This window comes from Rhodococcus sp. EPR-157, assembly GCF_001647195.1.
Classification (GTDB): domain Bacteria; phylum Actinomycetota; class Actinomycetes; order Mycobacteriales; family Mycobacteriaceae; genus Rhodococcoides.
Genome location: NZ_LVCV01000425.1, coordinates 1 through 23,998, shown reverse-complemented (window position 1 = coordinate 23,998; position 23,998 = coordinate 1). Strand labels below are relative to the sequence as shown.

7 protein-coding genes are annotated in these 23,998 nt (G+C 63.1%); 4 read left to right on the top strand and 3 right to left on the bottom strand.

The window, feature by feature from the left end; translation table 11 throughout:
* Both A2J03_RS19855 and A2J03_RS19850 read right to left on the bottom strand, forming a co-directional pair.
* A partial coding sequence (locus A2J03_RS19855; RefSeq protein WP_156520474.1) for a non-ribosomal peptide synthetase occupies window positions 1-6,143 on the bottom strand: 6,143 nt, incomplete at its 3' end.
* A 6-nt stretch (window positions 6,144-6,149) separates the two neighbouring features.
* Window positions 6,150-15,611: a non-ribosomal peptide synthetase gene (locus A2J03_RS19850; protein WP_068377427.1), complete on the bottom strand. Its 9,462-nt coding sequence runs from the start codon at window positions 15,609-15,611 to the stop codon at window positions 6,150-6,152.
* A gap of 478 nt (window positions 15,612-16,089) precedes the next feature.
* Here A2J03_RS19850 and pcrA point away from each other — a divergent pair, with 478 nt between their 5' ends.
* Window positions 16,090-18,522, top strand: coding sequence for a DNA helicase PcrA (pcrA, locus tag A2J03_RS19845; RefSeq protein WP_068377424.1), 2,433 nt, complete (start codon window positions 16,090-16,092; stop codon window positions 18,520-18,522).
* Window positions 18,523-18,618: 96 nt separating this feature from the next.
* On the opposite strand, the gene A2J03_RS19840 is transcribed toward pcrA, so the two are convergent.
* A complete protein-coding gene (locus A2J03_RS19840) occupies window positions 18,619-19,665 on the bottom strand; it encodes a M23 family metallopeptidase (protein WP_068377421.1) in 1,047 nt (348 codons plus the stop codon).
* Between the two features lie 277 nt (window positions 19,666-19,942).
* Between A2J03_RS19840 and A2J03_RS19835 the strand changes: the two genes are divergently transcribed.
* The 3 genes from A2J03_RS19835 (at window position 19,943) to sucD (ending at window position 23,984) form a co-directional block, all read left to right on the top strand.
* A complete protein-coding gene (locus A2J03_RS19835; RefSeq protein WP_068377419.1) occupies window positions 19,943-21,754 on the top strand; it encodes a hypothetical protein in 1,812 nt (603 codons plus the stop codon).
* A gap of 146 nt (window positions 21,755-21,900) precedes the next feature.
* Window positions 21,901-23,064, top strand: a complete 1,164-nt coding sequence (gene sucC / locus A2J03_RS19830) for an ADP-forming succinate--CoA ligase subunit beta (RefSeq protein ID WP_068377416.1) — start codon at window positions 21,901-21,903, stop codon at window positions 23,062-23,064.
* 8 nt (window positions 23,065-23,072) lie between these two features.
* Entirely contained in the window at window positions 23,073-23,984 is a 912-nt protein-coding gene (sucD, locus tag A2J03_RS19825) for a succinate--CoA ligase subunit alpha (protein ID WP_068377413.1), read from the top strand.
* Window positions 23,985-23,998: the final 14 nt, after the last annotated feature.

Below are 23,998 nucleotides of genomic sequence, written 5' to 3'. Positions count from 1 at the left end.
ACCACCGCATCGATCGACGGTTTCGACAGCAAGGCGACGGAGTCGCCGGGTGCCACGCCTACGCTCGCCAAGCGCTGCGCGGCCGAGTCGGAGAGTTCCAGAAGTTCTCGATAACTGATCTTCTCGTGCCCGTCGACGACCGCTGTGCGGTGCGGTTCGGCAAGTGCCTGCCGGCGGAACAGTGTATCGACGCGGGCGTCCGGGATGGGTGAAGGCAGACCGGTGCCGACCTCGACGAGCCTGGAGACCTCTCCCTCTGTCCACAGAGCGTCCCCGGCTGTGGTGGCAGCACCGCTCGTCCACGACTCGATAGTTCGGAGGAGGTGTTCGAGCAACGTTTCGGCGAACGTCGGTGACGCGACGGCAGCATCGTATCCGAGTGACACCGTCAAGTTTTCACCGGCGTGCACGGTCAGGGTGATCGCGTACGGCGTCGCCTCGTCGGCCTTGATGCTCACTACCCTCGGGCCTGCGGTGGCATCGGAAGATGAAGCGAGAGGGTAGTTTTCGAACGCCACGATACTGTCGAACAGCGTGCGGCCACCGTCGACACCGCTGCAGGATCGAATGTCCGTCAGTGCCAGGAACTCGTGCTCACGCGACGACACGAGATCCATTTGAATGTCTCTGAGCCACGGCCCGAGTGCCTGCTGACCCACGAACACCCGCACCGGAACGGTGTTGATGGTCATACCGATCATCGTGTCCGAGCGCGGCAGGTCGGTGGGCCTACCCGAGGTAGTGGCTCCGAAGCGCACGTCCTGCTGGCCCGAATGCCAGCTGAGCACGCGCGCCCACGCCGCTTGAACGACCGTGTTGAGGGTGACGCGCTGTGCTGTGGCGTACTCGGCGACCGCTGCACTGGCCTCGACATCCAACGCCACCGTGTGATGACGATGTTCGGATGCCACGCGGTTTCGGTTCCGGTTCAACGGAAGCGGTGTCGCTTCGGTGAACGATTCGAGATAGTCCGCCCAGTACCTACGAGCGGCATCGCGATCCTGTCTCTCCAGCCAGTCGAGATAATGCGAGAACGGGATTCGATCCGGGATCGTGGTATTTCGGTCGATCTCCATTACGCGGTACTCGGCGAGTACGTCGGACACCACAGCGGACGAGCTCCACCCGTCGAGGACAAGGTGGTGGCATAGCCACATCATGTGTACTCGGTCAGGAGCGGTGCGCACGATCCACAACTTCATCAATGGGGTGCTCGAAATATCGATCGTCGACTGTTCCAACCGCTCGCGGAGGGCGATCGCTTCGTCGGCACCCCGATCTGTGTAGTCGAGCGTCTCCACCGGCATTCGAGCCGAGGGATGGATCGCGGCGACGGGATCGCCGTGGTCGTCCCAGGCGATAGCCATCCGTAGCACGTCGTGGCGTCGAACTGTGTTCTCCCACGCTCGGACTAGAGCATCGACGTTGTCGACCCCATCGACCGTGATGTTCACTAGGCTCGCGTAAGTGTCATGGTTGCCGGCATCGAGTGCGTGCACGACCATGCCGCGTTGCATCGGCGTCAAAGCCATGACCGAGTGGCGCGACCGGGTGCGGTGTTCGGCGAACGACGCCAGTTCCTCCAGGCGCTGTCGGTACCTCTGCGCAAGGTCATCCATGGTGGCCGCATCGTGCACGGACGGGGAGTAATCCCACCGAACGGACACACGACCGTGTCGAAGGACGACCGAGACATCCAGCAGGTGGGTCCGTTCGTGCGCATCCTCGGAGGCAACAGGCTGCCAGCTGCGGACGAGGGTCGCAGAGTCGTCGTACGGCCGTTCGAACCGTCCGAGGTAGTTGAAGGTCACCTCGGGCTCGGGCGACGGCAGCCTCCGGCCGTGTTCGCGCCAGCGAAGCAGCCCGTACCCGATTCCCTTACTCGGTATCGCAGACATGTACGTGGCAATGGCATCGACGCCTGCAGCCGGCGCCAGTGCTGTGATGTCGGGCAGCACGACCGGAAAGACTGTGGTGAACCATCCGACGGTTCGAGAGAGATCGGCGGCGAGAATCTGTTCCTCGCGTCCGTGGCCCTCCATGAGAATTGGCACGGGCGAACCCGCCCAGGTTGTCATGGTGAAGGCGAAACCCGCGAGCAGTACGTCGTCGAGGCCGGTACGCAAGGCAGTGGCGGCATCGACGAGCGACGAGGTGGTGTCGGAGTCGAGCTCGAACGTCACGTGAGCCGACCGGTTCGAGGACATGGGTCGGGAGACGTCGCGTGGCACCGCTGGACTGTGGTCCAGCCGTTCGAGAACAGCGAGCCAGTAAGGGTACTCGTCGTCGAATGTACCGTTGTCGACCGCGGATTCGAGACCGACGGACCAGTCGAGAAACGAGGTTGTTCTGGCACCCAAGTTCGAGCCGGTGCCGATGCGGGCCGAGTCGTACGCCGTCTCGAGGTCGTCCAGGATCAGTCGCCACGACACGCCGTCGATGACCAGATGATGTACGACGAGCAGAAGATGGGCGGTGCGGTCGCCCGTGATCACGACGGCGCGCAGCAGAGGGTCGTTGCTGAGGTCGAATGGGCGAGAGGCTCGTTCGACCTCGTACTGGGTGCGTGAGGTGAATTCTGACTCGATTGATGCAGTCAGATCGATGTGCTCGACGTCCGGCGTGAACTCGCGTCCAGGGGCACGATTGCTTTGATGCCATCCGGTGACGTTCTTCGTGAAGGTCATTCGAAGCGCATCGTGGTGCACGAACAGACTGTCGATCGCGGAGTTGAGCGCCTCGATGTCAAAGTCGGTCGCAATGTCCAGTAAGACTGCTTGGTTGGCCCGGTTGCTCGTGGCCGCATCTCGGTCCAACAGATCCCGTTGAACGGGGGTGAGAGGAACGTGCCCGTGCACGGAGGGCCCCGCGGTTGCCGTGGATTCGCGCGTTGTGACGTATCCGGCCAGTTCAGCGATCGTTTGATGCGCGAAGACAAGCTTCGTCGTCAATGCGAGCCCTGCTCGCCTGGCGCGACTGACGATTTGCAGACTCGAAATCGAGTCTCCGCCCAGGTCGAAGAAGTTCGCCCCGACGGACAGAGCGTCTTCATCGAGACCGAGTACGTCCGACCAGATGCGTCGCAGGGCTGCTTCGGTCGACGTACGAGGCACTCGGTGTAGAGAGTCGGTGTCGGTCTCGGCGGGCGCAGGCAGTGAGCGCTTCTCCACTTTGCCTGCGGCCGAACGGGGTAGCTTGTCGACGACTGCCGTGACGGTCGAAGGGATGGCATGTGCAGGAAGGAGTTCGGAGGTGGTCCGTCTGACGTCCTCCAAGTCGAGCGCGACGCCAGCGCGGGCCACAACGTAGCCGTCGACCCTTGTCCGTCCGTTACGGTCCTCTCCTGCGACAGCGGTCGCCTCGGCGACGTCGGGGTGACTGGACAGGGCTACTTCGATCTGTCCCAGTTCCACTCGGTAGCCACGAATCTTGACCTGATCGTCCGAGCGTCCGACGAACTCGATGCTTCCGTCACGTCGTCGCTTCACCACGTCACCGGTTCGATACACACGTGCGTCGAGTCGGTTGTCGAAAGGATCGGCCGAAAAACTGGCTTCGGACGCGTCCGGTAGGCCGAGGTAGCCCCTGGCCACTCCTCCGCCGCCGATGAGGAGCTGACCGGGGACGTCGAACGGGACCGGGCGGTCGAGATCGTCGACCACGTACGCTTTCGTGTTGGGCAGCGGGGTTCCGATCGGAACGAACGAATTTGAATCGAGTGCTACGGTCCTGCCGGCAGTGTGGACCGTGAATGCCGTCGAATCGATCGTCGCTTCGGTGACGCCGTACGCGTCCACGACGGTGCACTTCTCCTGATCGAGGACACGGACGAGCGCCACTGCGTCGGCGGGGCGCCATCCCTCGGATCCGATCGCAACGAGTCGAAGCGAGTCGGCTCGTGTACCGCGGGCCGACAGTTCCGTCGTGATCGCCGATGCAAGACCGGGAACAGAGGCCAGTACGTCCGCTTCGGACGCCAGCAGGAGGTCGACCAATTCCTCCGGATCTTCCAGGGCCGCGGCAGGTGCGATTTCCATCGTGCCGCCGAAAGGCAAGGCCATCAACAGATCACCGAAGAAGAGGTCGACCCACGGTGCAGACACCGAGAGCACCGTCGGTGGCGCATCGTCGAAGCCGTACCGCACGTTCCACGACGAAGCGATGTGATGGGCATTCCGATGCTCGACGAGGACACCTTTGGGGCGACCCGTCGTGCCGGACGTGTAGATGACGTAGGCGATGTCCGTCGGTCCGCCGTTGGAGGGTGGAAGCGGGCCGAGACCTCTGTCGTCGATGGAGTCGACAGGAACGAACCGACGCGAAACGAACGGGTTCGGGGGCGCGTCGGCGCCGGTGATCACGCGAACCGAGGCATCGTCGAGGATCGACGCGACTGCTGCATCGTGCGCGTCGGCATCGATCGGGAGAACTGCTGCGCCTGTCCGAAGGATCGCGAGCACAGCGACGATCGTGTCGGAGTCCCGCCGTGCGAGAAGCCCGACCGGTTCTCGGTCCGAGGCGCCCGCTGCGAGTAGTCGGCGAGCGAGGGAGTCTGCTCGTCGATCCAGATCTGCGTAGGTGAGCTGTGTCGTCCCGAACCGCACGGCCACGGCGTGCGGGCTCCGGCTGATGCTCTCTGCGATCAAGGCATCCACGCGTCGGGGTGCACCGACGGGGTACGACGTGTCGTTACCGACACCGATGAGCGCAGCAGTCTCCTGCTCATCGAGCATCGACAACGACCCGATGGGATCGTCGGGATGGTCGACCGCTGATTCGAGGAGGGCGGACAGATGGCGAGCGAACTGCGTCACGAATCGGCTGTCGAACAGATCGGTGCTGTACTCGACGATGCCGCCGAGTCCTCCGCTGTGTTCTGTCAGGTCTATCGTCAGATCGAGGTCGGTCGCAGTCGACGCTAGTTCCACGTCGCTCGATGCGAGACCGTGGAACGGAGCGCGATCCGAAGCGGATTGGATCGAGAGCATCACCTGGACGATCGGTGGTAGGCCTGTGTTTCTTTCTGCGCCCACTTCGTCGACGAGGTGTTGGAAAGCCAAGTCCTCGTTGGCGAAGGAGTCGAGTACGCTCTCGCGTGTCCGCGAGAGCGCGCTGCGGAAGGACTCGTCGTCGTCGACCTCGCAGCGAATGACGAGTGTATTGATGAACACTCCGACGACGTTCTCAACCTCAGGTCTCGAGCGACCGAACGAGACGGTTCCTATTCCGAATTCCTGCTGAGAGGTATAGCGCCGCAATGCTGTCTGAAGAACAGTCGTCATCGCCATGAACAGGGTCGCGCCCACGTCGGTGGCAAGATCGCGAAGGCGCGACAGAACGGCATTGTCGACCACGAAAGGTATTTGACCGCCACCCGAGGTGCGCATCGGTGGACGAACGAACTGGGTGGGCAATTCCATCGGCGGGAGGTCACGTATCCGTTCCGCCCAGAGTCGTGTTCGCCGGTTGGTCGATTCGGTGGACTGTTGCTCACGTTGCCACACGGCGTGATCGACGTATCGAGTCGGTAAGGCGGGCAAAGTATCCGGGCGGCCGGTCACCGAGGAGTTGTACAGCGCCGCGAGGTCGCGCATCAACAGTCCGGCGGACCAACCGTCCGCCACGATGTGGTGCATTCCCAAGCACAGAATGTGCTCTTGCGCTGCAATTTTCAACAGGGTTGCCCGGAGCAGTTGATCGGAGCGCAGGTCGAACGGTGTTGTAGCCTCGCGCATCAGCGCTTCCGTCACATCTTGTGCAGTCTCGGTGACGATGGTCGCTATCGTCACCGGTTTCGGCGGAAGTACGGTTTGGAATGCGACGCCATCGGAGGAATCGAACGTCGTGCGTAGCGCTTCGTGACGGACCACCAGGGAATCGAGTGCGCTCTGCAGGCCGGCACGATCGAGTGAACCGGTCAATCGTGTGATGCGCGGTGCATTGTATTCCACACTGGTGCGATCGAATTCGTGTGCGAACCACAGTCGCTCCTGCGCGAGCGACAGAGGCAATTCGTTCTCGGTCGTCACCGAACCGATCGAATCATCCAGTGATGTGGTTTCGGATCCTGTGCTTCGGTCGTGAAAGAGCAAGCGCAGGTGTTCGGGTAGCGCTGCGATTCGTTCCTCGCGTGACGTCGACACGAACGTTCACCTCGATTCGGGGTAGGAGGGGAGACCGGCCTGCTGCTCCAGCTCGAGCAGGATCAAGTCCTGGATACGATCCGACAGGAGCGCGATCGTGGGGGAGTCGAAGATGTCGCGTGGTGTCAGTTCGACGGCGAACGTCGTCGACAGCCTCGAACTCATCCGAAGGCTCAGTATGGAGTCGCCACCGAGCGCCACATAGTCGTCGTCGGCGCCCACCTGGGCCACCCCGAGAAGTTCGCGCCACACCTCGGCGATCGACGACTCCGTCGGAGAGGACGGGGCGCGGTACACGCCGGAGACGACGTCGTTCCGAGTCGGATCCGGTAGCCGAGCGCGGTCGACTTTTCCATTGGTCGTGAGTGGGAACGAATCGAGGAGGACGACAGCGGTGGGAACCATGTACTCCGGCAGTACTGCGCGAACGTAGGCCCGCACATCCTCACGGGTGAGCGCGGCACCTGGTTTCTGCTGCACGGATGCCGTCAGCTGACGTTCGTTTCCTGCTGGATGTGTTGCGGTCACCAGAGATTCGACTACGAGGCCATGGCCGTCGAGTACGTGCTGGACACCGGTTGTCTCCACTCGAAACCCTCGGATCTTGACCTGATGATCGGAGCGTCCCGCGAAGTCGAGTTCACCGAGAGGAGTCCACATGATTAGGTCTCCGGTTCGGTACAGGCGAGACCCGGCGTCGCCGAACGGATCCGCCACGAACCTGGCAGACGTTGTCGCCGATTGTCCGAGATAGCCTCTCGACACCCCGATTCCACCTATGTACAGCTCGCCGGTCACGCCGATCGCGACCGGTCTCAGCTGCTGATCCAGCACGTACGTCCTGGCACCGGAAATGGGGGTACCGAGCGGAAGACGACCGCCGCCGGACGGTGGGGCCTGGTGTGTTGTGGCGAGAATCGTCGTTTCGCTCGGTCCGTACAGATTGATCAGCTGGCGCCCCTGTTGGGCCTCCACCGCCGACGCAGGGAGGGTGTCGCCACCGGATCCGACGATGCGAAGGTCGGGAAGGTCTCCATTGACCGCTGCCACCAACGATGCCGGTAGAGACACGACATTCGCACCCGAGGCGCGTAGTCGGTTCGACAACGAGTCCTCGGCGTCGGCGTCGTCGAGAGTCAACCTAGACCCGGAGACGAGTGCCGCGAAGAGATCTTGGATACCGCCGTCGAAGGCCAGCGAGCACACATGATGCACGCGCGTGTCAGGTCGGAGGTCGTAGAGCTCTGCTACCGAGCCGACCACGCATCGAAGGCCCCCGTGCTGGACCATGACTCCTTTGGGACGACCGGTCGTCCCTGACGTAAACACCACGTACGCGAGATCGTCGGGCCCGGACGTCGTCGGCGTTGCCGACAGGGGTGTCGAACCCAACGACGTGTCGGCCATGAAAAGCGTGAGATAGCCGCGGAGCGGATCCAGGTCCGTTTCCGGTGTCACCAGAACCGCAACCGGGTCGGTCGCCTCCAACACGGCCGATACGCGTTGAGCCGGCGCCCGAGTCTCGATCGGCACGTATGCGGCACCTGCGATCAACACGGCGAGCGTCGCGACGACGGCGTCGACACTCCGAGGCACGGCTACTGCGACGAGGGTTCCGCGCCCCACTCCGTAGGTTCGTAACCTGGTCGCCAGTTTCTCGGACCGATCCCAGAGCTCGCGGTAGGTGGCGGTCCGATTCGCGCTGTCCTCCAATGCGATTCGATCGCCGTTGTTGAGTGCGATGCGCTCGATTGCCTTATGGACACGTTCCGAAGGAGCCGCGCGCGTGCCTCGCCCTGACCACTCGTCGAGCAACAGTGAGCGTTCTGCACCTGAGACCATCTTCAGGTCGGACAGTGAGTCGACCCCAGACGCATAGGACTCCAACAGGGACCGAAAGTGCATCCCGATGCGTTCGACTGTTGCGCGATCGAAGAGTGCGCTGTCATAACGCAGGAGGATCCTGAACTGCTCCTCTGGATAGGCTACGACGTTCAAGGGGTAGTTGGTCCCACTGTGCCCCGTCACCGATTCGATGCTCAACCCGTGCCGAGTTCCCATCTCTGGGTCGATCGGGTAGTTCTCGAAGACCAGGATCGAATCGAACAGTGAAGCACCCGATTCGACCTCGCTCCAGGAACGAATATCTGGGAGGGATACGTGGTCGAGTACCAACGCGTCGATGGAATCGTTCTGGATTCCGCCGATCCACTGCTGGACTTGTGCGGACTCGTCGACGTCGACTCGCACTGGTACGGCATTGAGGAAGAGCCCCACAATGGTGTCGGCATCGGCAAGTCGTGCCGGCCGTCCTGATGTCGTTGCGCCGAAGCATATATCGCTGTCGCCGGTGTATCGGTGAAGTAGTAGCGCCCACATTGCCTGGAACGCCGTGTTCAAGGTGACTCGGTCAGTACGCACTGTCGACCTCAGAGCGCCCGATTGCTCGACGGACAAGGTCACCGACACCGATCCATCCGAGATGCCGCGGTGGCCCGAACGACGCGGACGATCGAAGGGGAGTGCGGTGGGAGCGTGCAGGCCTGCGAGCCTACGTGTCCAGAATGCTTTCGCTGCGGAACTGTCCTGCCGGAGCAACCACTCGACATATGTGCGGAACGGGGCCCGTGCTCGCGGTCGGTGGTGGGTGCCGTCTCGTAAGGCCGCGTACTCGGCCAGAACCTCTCCAAGGACCTGCATTCCACTCCACCCGTCGAGAAGCGCGTGGTGAAAGGTCCAGAACAGGGTGACACTCTTGCGACCGCGATCTGCCACCGTCACACGCATGACCGGGGAGTCGGTCAATTCGAGTCCGCGTGCGGCGTCGGCAGCGACGAAACGACGCCGTGCGTCCGAGAGGCCCGACTCGTCGAGAAGGCTCCAGTCGACCGATTCGACCGGAACGACGGTGGCCCGGTCCACGACCTGCAAGGGGTGCGGAACGTTCTCCAGGACGAAGCGTGTACGGAGTACCTCGAAGTTCTCGGAAGCCCGCTGCCACGCCTTCGCGAGGTTGGTGACGTCGGCGATACCGGAGATGTCGATCGATATCTGTTCCAGGTACGCGCGACGGTCGGCGGAGACGAGGCTGTGGAAGATCAGACCCTGTTGCATGGGGGTCAACGGATACGCGTCGTCGATGTCCGCGACTCCGGGAAGAACTCGATTCAGACTGTGCTCGGCGACACCGGCATGCGGTGAGATGAGGGCGGCAGGGTTGTTCTCGTCCGAGTCGTTCACGTCGGCGAACGATCGTAGTTCCGCGATCAACCCATCGGCCAGCGACTCGATGTCACCCAGTTCGTGTGCGTGCGGAGAATAAGTCCAGTCGAATCGCAGTTCCCCGTCGCGTTGGACCCCGACGATATCGAGGACGTGCAGTCGTGGAGATCTCGAGTCTTGGTTCAGCTCGATCGAGGAGACACCGGTAATTAGTTTTCCTCCGATGCGGACGTTTTCGAATCTCCCCAGGTAATTGAAGGACACCTCGGGCCGGCCGTACCGCGACAACTGTCCCGATGGGCCATCGTGTGCGACGAGCACTCCGTATCCGGACGTGTGCGGTGCGGCGGTACGTTGACGGTGTACCGACTCGAGGCGATCGTCCCAGTCACCGTCCTGAACATCGAGCGCGAACGGATAGTAGTCGGTGAGCCAACCGACGGTCCGACTCAAATCGGTTCCTGACGACAATGATTCGTCCCGACCATGACCCTCCATCGCCAGTACGACGCGGGACGTGCCGGCTCTGCGCGCGAGTACTCGACCCAGGGCGGCGAGCAGAACGTCGACGATCTCGATCGTCGAACCGTAGGCGACCGATGCGGTCACGATTCGTGTCGAGCGCGGATCCAGGCTTCGATGCACTGTGCGTTCGTCTCGCACGAGTCCAGTCCCGATGGACGGTCCAGCTGAGCGCGGAAGGGTCCACGGAGTCGCTACTGTCGACCTCCAGGCCGCGCGATCCGCTTCGAACCGTGATGCGTTGTCCGTCAGCAGAACTTGCGTCCATCTGCGCACCGGTGTGGTGGGGTGGCCCAGATCGACAGCGCGCGAAGTGGTCAGCTGACCGTAGGCGGTATCGAGATCATCGAGCAGAATGCGCCATGACACAGCGTCGATGACGAGGTGGTGCCCGACGAGAACCAATTGTGCTGCACGACCGGCTGTCTCGAGTACGAGGGTTGCCGCGAACAGTGCACCCGACAGAGGGCGGGGCGCGGTACGCAAAGCAGCTACGACGTCGGTGGTGTCCCGGCCGGACACACCCGTCAGCACGGTCGTTTCGAACGGCAGGTCCACGTCGGGAATGTGCTGTTCGAGCGATCCTGCCATCCTGGTGACCCGCATTCGGAGGGCAGCGTGGTGGGCGACGATTTCGGTGATCGCTCGTCGAAGCGCGTCGACGTTCACCCCGCTCTCCAGCTCGATCACCACGGACTGATCGAACGCGAGCCCACTCGGTACCTCGCGGTAATACAGGTGCGCAATGGGCCCGACCGGTACTGCCCCGATGTCTGCTCCGACAGGTCCCGCAGCCTCGGGGTGAGTGAAGTCGGCGAGCGCTTCGATCGTCGAAGACCGGAACAGATCTCGCGCGGTGAAGGTGAACCCGGCACGCCGCGCGCTCGCCACGAGTGTCATGGCGACTATGGAATCGCCGCCGAGAGCGAAGAAGTTGTCCTCGATGCCCACCTGGTCGATTCCGAGTACCGAGCGCCACACCTCGGCCAACCGAATCTGCGACGCAGTCGTGGGAGGAGTTCCGACCGGGCCTGCGTCGTCTGGGACGGGCAATGCTGCGACGTCGATCTTGTGGCGTGGCGTCAGAGGAAATGCGCCGAGTACGACGATCTTGTCGGGCACCAGGTACGCGGGATGCGTCTCGGCCAGTCGGCTGGACAGTTGTGCCGCGTCCACGCTGCGACCGCTGGCTACGACGTGGGCGAGCAGATACGTGGTCCCACGAGCGGACAGCTTCGCCTGGACGTAGGCATCAGTCACACCGTCGAGGCTGGTCAGTGCGACGGTCACTTCGGCAGGCTCGACGCGGTGACCCCGGATCTTGACCTGCCGGTCCGCCCTGCCGACGAAAGCCAGCTCGCCGCGCCGAGTCCACTCGACGATATCGCCGGTGCGGTAGATCCGATGCGAACCGGTACCGAAGATCTCCGCCGCGGTGCCAAACGGGGAGGTCTCTGGTGAATGCTCGCGTACGTACCCGCTCGAAATCTGTATGCCACCGAGGTACAGCTCGCCAGGCACACCCGGTGGAACAGGCCTGCCGCGACGGTCGAGCACGTATGTGACGGTGTTGGGGAGTGGCCTGCCGATCGTCGGCAGATCCGACGAGTCTGCCACCGAGGACGGCTCGACTCGACCTGCGGTGGCGATGACGGTGGACTCGGTGGGTCCGTACGCGTTGTACACGCGGAAGTCCCACTCGGGGCTAGGGCGACGGCGAAGGACATCTCCTCCGATCAGAACGGTACGGAGTGAGGTGCCGACGCGGTCCAGCTCGTCGAAGACCGAGTCGACTCTCGCAGTCACGACAACTGTATCGGTCACGTGCATACGCGCTATCCAGTCGACGAGCGCGATGGGGTCCTCGAGGTCACGTGCGCTGGGAATTGCAACGCACCCGCCGGCTGTGAGCGCAGGCCAGACTTCGTACGACAGCGGATCGAATGCCGTGTTCACCGTCTGTGCCACGACCCTCGTGCCGTCGAGGCCGAACTCGTCGCGTGCCCATGCGCAGAGGTTTGCGAGCGAACGATGTTCTATCCGAACCCCTTTCGGGCGGCCGGACGAACCCGAAGTGAACACCGTGTAGACCGGATCGGTCGGCGCGCTGTCCACGTCGGGTGGCGCCGCGTAGTGACCTGGAGATTCAGTCGAGGTGGTGGTGACCGTGTGAATGCCGGCCCAGCGCTCGTCGCCCAACGACGGTGAATCCGTCACCACGATTCGCGCGGATACTTCGCGAGCGATCGATTCCAACCGCGTGGGTGGACTCTTGATGTCCAGTGGAACGTACACGCCTCCGAATCGGGCGACTGCGAGCATCGCCACCACGAACTCGACACCAGGTGACACCGCGAGCGGGATGGAGTCGCCGGGACGAGCCCCCGCGTCGTGAAGTGCGTGAGCCAGGGACCTGGAACGCCGCTCGAGCTCGTTGTACGTCAGAAGAGAAGTGCTGTCGCGCAGAGCTATACGGTCGGGTGTACGTCGTGCTTGGTCGATGACCTGCACATGCACCGGTCGAGTGTCGGAGAATTCACGCGCCGTGTCGTTCCACGTCTCGGTGACCAGACACAGTTCGTCGTCGAAGATGAAAGGGAGTTCGGCGACCGGCCGGTAGTGATCGGTCGAGGCTCGTGCCATCGCCTCGAACCTTGCAGCCATCTGCTCGATGGTCGAGGCCTCGAACAGTGCCGTGTCGTATTCGAGAATCAGTTCGAGACCCGTTGCATTCGTCTCGAACTCGAACGTCACGTCGAACTGTGCACTGTGCCGTTCGAGGGGTAGTTCGTCCACGATGCCACCTGCGAGCCTCAGGCCCGCAGACGGGGTGTTCTGGAGAACCACAGCCGCTTGAACCAGTGGCGTCGTACTTGGGTCTCGTTCGTGGACGAGGGCAGTCACCACCCGCTCGAATCGAGCGTGGGAATGCGCCAAGTCTGAGGTGATGGATGTTCTCTGTTGCGCCAGGAAGTCTAGAACCGAGAGGTCCTCGTTCACATCGGAGCGCAGGGCCACCGTGTTGACGAAACATCCGAGCACGGATTCGAACTCCGTCGAGTCGCGGCCGGCCACCACCGCACCGACCGTGACGTCGGTGTTTCCCGTGTAGCGCGAGAGCAGGATGTGAACCAGTGAGGTGAGCGTGATGAACAGAGTTCCGTTGTAGTGCTTCGTCGTTCGTTCGAGCGCGGTGAGAAGATCCACATCGAGATGTCGACGAACTGCCGAGCCTTCCGTCGATCTGGTCGGTGGACGTGGGTGATCGGTTGGCAGGGACAGCGGCTCCAGGCCGTCCAGGCGTTCGCTCCAGTACTCGAGGCCGGAATCTCGGCCGCGTTGCCAGAGCGAATATTCGGCGTACCCGATCTTCTCGGCGTCCGGAGCAGGGAACTCTAGTCCGCGGAGTGCATCGTCGTACAGACGGCCGAGGTCGCGGTCGAGTATTCCGAAGGACCATCCGTCGATTGCGATGTGATGAGCCTCGAGGAAGATGATGTGTTCCTCGGAGGCCAAACGAACAACCATGCAGCGAATCACACGACCCGAACGGAGGTCGAACGGAGCGCGGCTGAACGCATCGAGCGCAGCATCGGCGGCATCATTGCGCCGATCTGGTGGTACGAACTCCAGATTCACCGAACTGACGAGGTCCTCTCCACGTGCCGCAGGTCGGACGACTGCCCACGGGCTACCTGTCGACACATCGACTGCGGTGCGCAGAATCGGATGTTCGACGGTGAGGTGTTCGAGCGCCCTGGTGAACGCCTCGACGCTGAACGTGCCCGTCACTGCGAACCTGCGTGGGCAATGATGTTGTCTGGATCCAGGATTCAACACCTCGGAGAACCAGAAGCGTTGTTGCACACCTGACAGTTCCCATCGTTCGCGATCTGGAGCGACGCGAATCTCCGACACATCGGTGGGTGAACTCGCATCGATCGTCGCTGCCAGCGCGCGCACGGATGAACCGTCGAGGAAGTCTGCAAACGAGACGTCGACCGACAACGTCCTTCTGACCGCTGCCAGCAAGCGCATGGCCTGCAACGAGTCCCCGCCGAAATCGAAGAACGAGGTGGTGGGTTCGTCGATCGGGTAGCCGAGAATCCCGAGGAACAGCCGTGCGACCTCATCCTCGGTTCCGTCGAGGTGTGCTCGAGCGGTCTGCGAAGTTACGGGTACGTCGACCGGTAGCGCACGGCGATCCACCTTTCCGGTCGTGCCGAGGGGTAGCCGATCCAACAGAACGAACGACGACGGAATCAGCGGCGAGGGGAGGCGAGAGCGGAGGGAATGGCGGAGGTAGTCGACCGTGACCGGCTGATTCGATCGTGTGTCGGGGACGACGTACGCGATGAGCCTTGCGCTGCCCGAACTCCTGTCGCACAGCACATAGGACGTGGCCACCCCCGGAATCTCGGCCAAGCGAGCCTGAATCTCTCCTGGTTCGACCCGGTAACCTCGAAGTTTGACCTGGTCGTCCTCGCGTCCCACGTAGTCCAGATTTCCGTCGGATGCTACGCGTACCAGGTCGCCGGTGCGGTACACACGACCACCGTTGCCTCGGGGATCGGCGACGAACCTCGCCGCGGTGACGCCAGGACTTGCATGGTACCCACGGGCGACACCTGTTCCGCCGGTGTAAAGTTCGCCGACACCGCCCGCCCGTACCGAGTGCAACGCGGCATCTAGAACATCAACGGTGGATCCGCCGACCGACGTGCCGATCGGTACCGTCCCTGCGCGAGTCGGCCCGGTGTAGGTCGTCGTGAACACAGTGTTCTCAGTGGGCCCATATCCGTTGACGAGCAGCACGTTCGGATACTCGGCGTGAATTCTGTCCCACCTCACTGGTGAGACGACGTCTCCGCCGGTCATCAGGCACCGAAGCCGGCCCAGGGGGCTCGGATCGTCGTCGACCACCTCGTGAAACAGTCCCGCTGTGAGCCATGCAACCGACACGTCGTGGTGAGCGAAGAAGGAGGCCAGCTCGGATGCTGTTCCCACGGGCTGTGGCGGAATGGCAAGGGTAGCTCCCGCGACCAGTGCGCCCCAAATCTCGAGTGTCGCAGCGTCGAACGATGTCGATGCCATATGTGCCACAACATCATCCGGATCGATCGCCCATCGCGCATCGTGTTCGACGATACGGAGAATGGATCCGTGCTCGACCATGACCGCCTTGGGCGTGCCCGAAGATCCCGAGGTCAACATGACACAAGCGAGATCGCGAGCTCCCGACGCAGTCGGGGGTTCGTGGTAGGCGGTAGTGGTGGAAGTAAGTCCGAGCCTATCGACATTCGTAATCTCGATGCGCCCTTCGGCGCCGAGGGGCTGCCTGGAAAACACGGCGGTGGCCTCAACTGCGTCGAGGGCTGAGACGATTCGAGCGTGGGGGTTGGACGGGTCCAGCGGTAGATATGCAGCACCGGCATACACTGCGGCAAGCATGCAGATGACCATGTCGACGCTGCGCTCGATGTTCACGCCGACCACATCGCCACGCTCGATGCCTGCGTAGCGAAGTGAATCTGCCAAAGATGCAGCAGCGCTTAGCATCTCGCTGTAACTCACTGTGGTATTGCCGCTCCGTAGCGCGGTTCCACTCGGATTCCGGAAAGCCGAGCGTTTCACAGCGTCGGCAAGTCCGCCAACGTCTGCCGTGAGACTTCCATGGCAGTAGTCGGCGTGTTCGTCCCCCAGCCCCACTGTGCCCCCCTGCATAACAAAATGGTTGATTCGGTAGGTGCGCAAGCGATCAGACGTCGCCGAAGACCTCGGACTCAGCAGTTCGAGTGGACAGAACTGCGCATGTCGACGTTGCCGTGTTGGTTCGAAACCGAACAGTAGCTTTGAAGTTAGTATCGCGCAACAACTTCAATCGACAACTTGTTGCAACCTCTGCTGAATGACTGCAGTGCAACGCTTTTGGTTCGACAAGTATTCGCGCATTGTTAACCCTCTGTCAGTGCTCGGCGCGCGTGCATTCAGTTGGCGGACGCGAGATCGCGGACTCTGTCGCGTAGGTGTCTCGGGTCGTCGAATGGGGGAGGTGTCGCATGAGGACATCCCCGAGCTCGATTGCACGGCCCGACGCAGCTTAGCAAAAACAAACCGATCGGTGTGGACATCGAACGGTCGGGTGCACTACAGCTCTGTCCAGTGAAGTGCTGTCGGTGCTCGCCGGTAACCTGGACAGGCGATGAACACAAACCTCACTGCTGTACCCGCGCCCGGAAAGTCCAAGTCCGAAGCCCTGCTGGAGGGTCTCAACCCCCAGCAGCGTGAGGCTGTCATGCATTCGGGATCGCCGCTCCTCATCGTGGCCGGCGCGGGGTCGGGCAAGACGGCTGTTCTGACGCGTCGTATCGCATACCTGTTGGCCGAGCGGGGGGTCATGCCGGGCCAGGTTCTGGCCATCACGTTCACCAACAAGGCCGCCGCGGAGATGCGTGAGCGCGTCGCCGGCCTCGTCGGCCCCCGGGCCAACAGCATGTGGGTCTCGACGTTCCACTCGAGCTGCGTACGCATCCTCCGCAACCAGGCATCATTGCTGCCCGGGCTCAACTCGAACTTCTCGATCTACGACGCCGACGATTCACGCCGCCTGCTGACGATGATCTCCAAAGACCTGCAGATCGATACGAAGAAGTTCTCGGCTCGGCTGCTCTCGACGGCGATTTCGAATCTGAAGAACGAACTCGTCGGACCCGAGGACGCCGCAGCAGACGCCGACAAGCAGATGGTCGAGCTGCCCAAGCTCGTCGCTCAGGTGTACGGCATCTACCAGCAACGGCTGCGGTCGGCCAACGCCATGGACTTCGACGATCTGATCGGCGAGACCGTCGGCCTGCTGCAGGCGTTTCCGCAGGTCGCCGAGTACTACCGTCGCCGATTCCGGCATGTGCTGGTCGACGAGTACCAGGACACCAACCATGCGCAGTACATGCTGGTGCGTGAGCTGGTCGGCCGCGAGGATTCCGACGGAGCACTCGAAGGCACTATCGCACCGGGGGAACTGTGTGTCGTCGGCGACGCGGATCAGTCGATCTACGCGTTCCGTGGCGCCACCATCCGCAACATCGAGGAGTTCGAGCGCGACTACCCAGACGCCCGAACCATCCTGCTCGAGCAGAATTACCGGTCGACACAGAACATCCTGTCCGCAGCCAACTCGGTCATCTCTCGCAACACCGGTAGGCGTGACAAGCGATTGTGGACGGACTCGGGGGAGGGCGAGCTCATCGTCGGCTACGTGGCCGACAACGAGCACGACGAAGCGTCGTTCGTCGCCTCGGAGATCGACAGGCTCGTCGACAACCACGACGTGCGCTACGACGAGGTAGCGGTCTTCTATCGAACCAACAACTCCTCGCGCGCGCTGGAGGAGATCTTCATCCGCCTCGGGTTGCCCTACAAGGTCGTGGGCGGGGTGCGTTTCTACGAGCGCAAGGAAGTGCGCGACATGGTGGCGTACTTGCGCGTGTTGTCCAACGAAGACGACACGGTGAGCATGCGTCGAATCTTGAACACGCCGCGTCGGGGAATAGGAGACCGTGCCGAAGCATGCGTCGCCGTCCATGCCGAGCAGCGCGACATCAGCTTCTCCGCAGCACTGCACGACGCCGCCGCAGGCAAGGTCGCACTGCTCAATTCGCGGTCCCAGAAACTGATCGGCCAGTTCCTCGAACTACTCGACGAGCTCCGCTCGGTACTGAACAGCACCGACGACGACGGCAACGACATCGCGGACATCGGCGACGTTGTCGAGGCAGTACTCGATCGCACCGGGTATCGCGCCGAACTCGAAGCCAGCAGCGACCCTCAGGACGGTGCGCGGCTCGACAATCTCAACGAACTCGTCAGCGTGGCAAGAGAATTCACCTCCGAAGCGCGCAACCTCGCCGCAGTCGAAGCCGAAGCCGACGTAGAAGTGGAGCGAGAGGAAGGATCTCCCGCACCCGGTTCGCTCGCAGCGTTCCTCGAACGGGTGTCGCTCGTCGCCGACACCGATCAGATACCGGATTCCGGAACAGGTGTCGTCACCTTGATGACGCTGCACACGGCGAAGGGCCTCGAATTCCCCGTCGTCTTCGTGACCGGTTGGGAGGACGGGCAATTCCCGCACATGCGCGCACTCGGCGACCCGAACGAATTGTCGGAAGAACGTAGGCTCGCGTACGTCGGTATCACTCGTGCGCGGCATCGTCTGTACCTCACGCGTGCCATCATGCGCTCGGCATGGGGTCAGCCGATCAACAATCCGGAATCGCGCTTCCTGCAGGAAATTCCACAGTCGCTGATCGAATGGAAGCGTGAGGACCCCGGCATCGGTGGACGCCCGAGATCAGGTGGTTTCGGCGGCGGTGGTTTCGGCGGTGGCGGTGGTTTCGGTGGCGGTGGTTTCGGCGAGCGTCGCGGGCAGCAATCGACGCCGAGCTTCGGCTCGGCACGCGCACGCAACAACGCTCTCGTTCTCGCCGTGGGTGACCGCGTCAATCACGACAAGTACGGGCTGGGAACTGTTCTGGAGTCCACCGGCACCGGAACCTCCGCAATGGTGTTGGTCGACTTCGGCACGTCGGGACGCGTGAAGATGATGCTCATCGGTGGCGTGCCCATGACCAAGCTCTGAGCAGACGAAAGCCGCGCACCGAATAATCAGGTGCGCGGCGGATTGCTAGCAATTCGGTGCGCACCTGACGAATCGGTGCGCACCTAGGTCGAACAGTCAGTCCAATTCGGGTCCGAGGCCGATGCCCCGGGAAGCCAACCACGGGAGCGGGTCGATCTTGCTGTCGCCCGGAAGGTGAACCTCGAAGTGCAGGTGCGGGCCGGTGGAGAAACCACGGTTGCCCATACGCGCGATCTGGTCTCCGGCCATGACTTCCTGGCCGACCGTGACGTTCGCGCTGTCGATGTGCCCGTACACGGTGATGGTGCCGTCGGCGTGCTGCAGGCGAACCCACATTCCGAAACCGGCCGCAGGGCCCGCGTCGATGACCTTGCCGTCGGCGACCGCAAGAATCGGGGTGCCGATAGCGTTGGCGATGTCCACGCCAGCGTGAAGAACTCCCCAGCGCTGACCGAAGTTGGAGGTGTACGTACCGACTGCGGGAAGCACGAACAACGGGCGGCGGGCCGCAGCCTCGCGCGCGGCGCGCTCTTCGCTGAAGCGCTGCCCCTTGGCGAGGAGATCGTTGAACTGGCTGAGATCGACGGGATTCGCGACATTCAGGATCTGCGGGGCAGAGGATGCCGAAACGTCCGTAGTGGTGTCAGCGGCGAAATTGGCTGCCTGCGGAACGGCGGTGGCGGCGATGCCCGGGGCTGCCGGCGCTGCGCCTGCGGCGAGAGCAACTTCCTCGGACGTGCTCGGCGCGGACGGTCCGTGGTCGATGACGGCCTGGCCTGCAGCGACGACGGCACCTGCAGCGACTGCAAGGACAGCGGCGCGGCCCTTGAGTGCGGTGGGAGGCGTCGGGATCCGGTGCGCGCCACGTCGGCGAGAAACAGCGATCTCGTCTGCTGGAACACTCTCTGTAACGAAATCAGGCTCCGCCGAGACATCCACTTCGGAGATGCTGTGCAGCTCGCTGTCGTGGTAGCTCTCGGCAGAGCCGTAGTTGCTTGCGAAGTAGTCGTAGCCGGTCGTATCGAAGTCTTCCGCTTCGGTTCCCCAGCTGGTCTGTGTCGAGAACACGGTCGGCGCGCTTTCGGTTACCGCCGCCGGTGTTACGAACCGGCTGGTAGTGAAGGACGCGCGGTGTTGCGACAAGACTTGCGACCTCCCGATCCGTGATCTGCTCGTGACTTAAGACTCGGCAGACGGTAACGAAACGATTGCGGTACGCGCAAGTTAATCGACTTAAACCGGCTCATATGTGAGATGGCTCACAAGGCGAGCAGGGGTTTTGCGGATATCGGCTGTGATCACCGACAGGTCACGAGTATGCCAGCACGCCGGTTCGAAAACGAAACTCCGAAAACACGGCAGGTGGCTGTCGGCGCGTGGCGGCCGAGAAGATCGCCGACGAGCGATAGCGTCCTGACACGTGTCCTCTCCTTCGCACACAGGCAAAGTTCCTCCCCGCGTAATCGAGGGTCGATCGCCGGACGGCGCGAGTTCCCGCGCAGCGGCCCTTGCGGCGACCGTAGCAACGTCGATCGCGGCGTTGATCGCCCTCGCTTCCCTCGCCCTCGAGTCCGTGGGATCGACCGAAGTAGGTGGCCCGCAACCCGGAGTCGTCGCGGGGGCGGTCGTTGCGGTGGCTCCTGTCTTCGCTGTGGCGATTCTGGCGATTCTCGCCGTCCTCGCTCGGCCTGCGTTCGCCGGCGCACTGACGGCCGGATACGGCGCCCTCTCGGTGGGACTGCTCCTGCTCGATCTCGGTTTGGTCAGTTCGCCGATCGATGCCAATAGGCTCGAGCTGTTCCGGCCGATTACTGCCGAAGCCCTCGAGCCCGAACTCGGTGCCTACGCATTGATCGCCGCCCATGCCCTCGCAGTGGTGGGTGGCGTGCTCGGTCTCGTCGCAGTCGGTAGGGCGTCGTTCGACGACGGCTACGGCCATTCGCCCCGAGCGGAGCTGACGGGTCGGTCGTCGTCGGTTCGAATCGGCGCGACGCTGTCTGTGACCGCGGTAGTGGCCTCGCTCGTCGCCGCCGCCGCGATGTGGGCACCGCCGTACATCTCGACCGATTCGATCGTCCTGGTTCGAGCAGTCGTCGAATCGCCCCTCACGACCGCGCTCGGTTCGGGAGCGCTGTCGCTGGCAGTGGTGATCGTCGCGGCAGCAGCCCTCGCATCGATCTCCCCGCCTGTTGCTGCCGGCGCGATGCTTGCTGCCGGTCTTGGGATCGTCGGGGTCTTCGGCAGCCGGGTCGTCGCGGGATCCGCTTCAGGTCCTGGCGTCGACGCATCGGCGGGTTCCTGGATCGGCGCGGTCGGGGGGATCGCGCTGACCGTCGTCGGAGTTCTCGCCCTCCCCGTCTCTGCCGTCCGCGACCGACGGGGCGACGCCCGGGAATCCACGCGCCGTGATCGGAAGCTGCAGGACTCGAGTGCGTCCATGCGGTGGCACGTCGTTGCCGGGACGGCGGGGGTGGTCGGGGGAGTGCTCCTGAGTACTGCTGGATTCCTGCCGATACTCGATGTTCCCGACGGCGTGCCGAATCCGACGATTCTCGCGACGCGGACGGCGCTCATCGCAGGGTTCGTTCTCGTGATCGCGTCCGTTCCGATGTTTTTCTCGTTGTTCGCCGATACCGTCCGACCGGCACTCGGGATCATCGCCGTCGCGGCGATCATGGCCTCGACCGGCGTTCTGCAGTCTGTGGTGTTGGCGGCCGACATCGACGGTATCGGTCTCGGTATCGGCGGAATCGCGACTGCTCTCGGGGCGGCCGTCGCGGGCGTCTGCGGAGTCGGGGTGCCCCTCGCGGGTAGTTCCGAGCGGGACGACGTCGACACATCCGACGTCCGCAACGACGGCAACGTGGGGTCGGTGGCGTGGCTCGGAGGGTTCGTGTCGGCAGTGGCTCTCGGATTGCCCCTCTACCGAGGCGTCGACACCTCGGCGGCGTCGTTCGCCGAGTTCCCGTGGGGTTGGGATGTCTGGGGTCAGGCAGTGATGGCGGTGACCGTGGTGGTGGCCGTCGTCCTCGCGGCGCGTTCGCGGCCCGCCAGAGGGACTGCCCTTCTCGTCGGGTCAGCGGTCGCGATGGTCGTGTATCTGTTGGGTTGGCCGCTGACGCAAGCGCGTGTGCTCGACCCTGTCGTCGGAGCCGGTTCGTTCGTCGGCGCGCTCGGGTTCGTGATACTCGCTGTGGCGGCAGCTCTTTCGGCTCGGCGCCCAAGCAAGTGAGGCGTGGGACACACACCACGCTCCGGTGAGATAGACCACATAGCATCCATGCGCCCGATGCGCTCCCTGGGCATCTGGATAAAGTCCATCATCAGACCCGCTCACACCCCTTGAGCGGGCGTCAACGTAGACGAGACGGTGAGCTGATGGATCTCTTCGAATACCAGGCGAAGGAATTGTTCGCCAAGCATGGCGTACCCACCTCCGCCGGTCGTGTCACGGACACGGTCGCCGGAGCAACAGAGATTGCCGAAGAAATCGGCAAGCCAGTAATGGTCAAAGCACAGGTCAAGGTCGGCGGCCGCGGCAAGGCCGGTGGCGTCAAGTACTCCAAGGACGTCGCAGCAGCTACCGAGAACGCAGAAGCGATTCTCGGACTCGACATCAAGGGCCACGTCGTCAAGAAGCTTCTCGTTGCAGAAGCCTCCGACATCGCCGAGGAGTACTACATCTCCTTCCTGCTGGACCGCACCAACCGCACCTACCTCGCGATGTGTTCGGTCGAGGGTGGCGTCGAAATCGAGGTGACGGCGGAAGAGAACCCCGACGCCCTCGCACGTATCCCGGTCGATGCCGTCAAGGGCGTCGACCTTGCTTTTGCTCGTGAAATCGCCGAAAAGGGCAAGCTTCCCGCCGAGGTGCTCGACGCCGCTGCGGTGACCATCCAGAAGCTGTGGGAGGTCTTCATCAACGAAGATGCTCTCCTGGTCGAGGTCAACCCGCTGGTTCGCACCCCGGACGATCAGATCCTCGCCCTCGACGGCAAGGTGACGCTCGACGCCAACGCAGACTTCCGTCAGCCCGGCCACGCGGACTTCGAGGACAAGGACGCAGCCGATCCTCTCGAGGCCAAGGCCAAGGAGAACGACCTCAACTACGTCAAGCTCGACGGACAGGTCGGCATCATCGGAAACGGTGCTGGACTGGTCATGTCGACCCTCGACGTCGTCGCATACGCAGGCGAGGCACACGGTGGCGTCAAGCCCGCCAACTTCCTCGACATCGGCGGCGGCGCATCGGCCGAGGTCATGGCTGCCGGTCTGGACGTCATCCTCAACGACTCGCAGGTCAAGAGCGTGTTCGTCAACGTCTTCGGCGGTATCACCGCATGTGACGCAGTTGCCAATGGCATCGTCGGCGCACTGAAGAAGCTGGGCGACGAAGCCAACAAGCCGCTGGTGGTTCGTCTCGACGGCAACAAGGTCGAAGAAGGCCGCAAGATTCTCGCCGACGCCGCGCACCCGCTGGTGACGCTCGCCGGAACCATGGATGAGGGCGCCGACAAGGCCGCCGAGCTGGCAGCGAAGTAGAGGAAACCATGTCAATCTTTCTGAACAAGGACAACAAGGTCATCGTCCAGGGCATCACCGGCGGCGAAGGCACCAAGCACACCGCCCTGATGCTCAAGGCCGGAACCCAGGTCGTCGGTGGCGTCAACGCACGTAAGGCCGGAACCACGGTCAAGCACGTCGACGCCGACGGCAACGACATCGAACTCCCGGTCTTCGCATCCGTCGCCGAGGCCATGGAGAAGACCGGAGCGGACGTCTCCATCGCGTTCGTCCCGCCGGCATTCTCCAAGGACGCCATCGTCGAGGCGATCGACGCGGAGATCCCGCTGCTCGTCGTCATCACCGAGGGCATCCCCGTGCAGGACTCCGCATACGCGTGGGCCTACAACGTGGAGAAGGGCAAGAAGACCCGCATCATCGGCCCGAACTGCCCCGGAATCATCACTCCCGGTGAAGCTCTCGTCGGCATCACGCCTGCCAACATCTCCGGCACCGGCCCCATCGGCCTGGTCTCCAAGAGTGGCACGCTGACCTACCAGATGATGTTCGAACTCCGTGACTTCGGCTTCTCGACGGCCATCGGCATCGGCGGCGACCCCGTCATCGGCACGACGCACATCGACGCCATCGAGGCGTTCGAAGCCGATCCCGAGACCAAGCTGATCGTCATGATCGGTGAAATCGGTGGCGACGCAGAAGAGCGCGCAGCCGATTACATCAAGGCCAACGTGACCAAGCCGGTCGTCGGCTATGTCGCAGGCTTCACCGCTCCCGAGGGCAAGACCATGGGCCACGCAGGCGCCATCGTCTCCGGCTCGCTGGGAACGGCGCAGGCGAAGAAGGACGCACTCGAGGCCGCAGGCGTCAAGGTCGGCAAGACGCCGTCCGAGACCGCTGCACTCGCGCGCCAGATTCTCGAATCGATGTCCGTGAAGTAGCTTTCACACCGGAA

Excerpts from the sequence above, each read along its gene's own strand:
- A2J03_RS19850 (WP_068377427.1), bottom strand. The coding sequence starts at position 15,611 with ATGCAGGGGGGCACAGTGGGGCTGGGGGACGAACACGCCGACTACTGC.
- pcrA (WP_068377424.1), top strand. The coding sequence starts at position 16,090 with ATGAACACAAACCTCACTGCTGTACCCGCGCCCGGAAAGTCCAAGTCC.
- sucC (WP_068377416.1), top strand. The coding sequence starts at position 21,901 with ATGGATCTCTTCGAATACCAGGCGAAGGAATTGTTCGCCAAGCATGGC.
- sucD (WP_068377413.1), top strand. The coding sequence starts at position 23,073 with ATGTCAATCTTTCTGAACAAGGACAACAAGGTCATCGTCCAGGGCATC.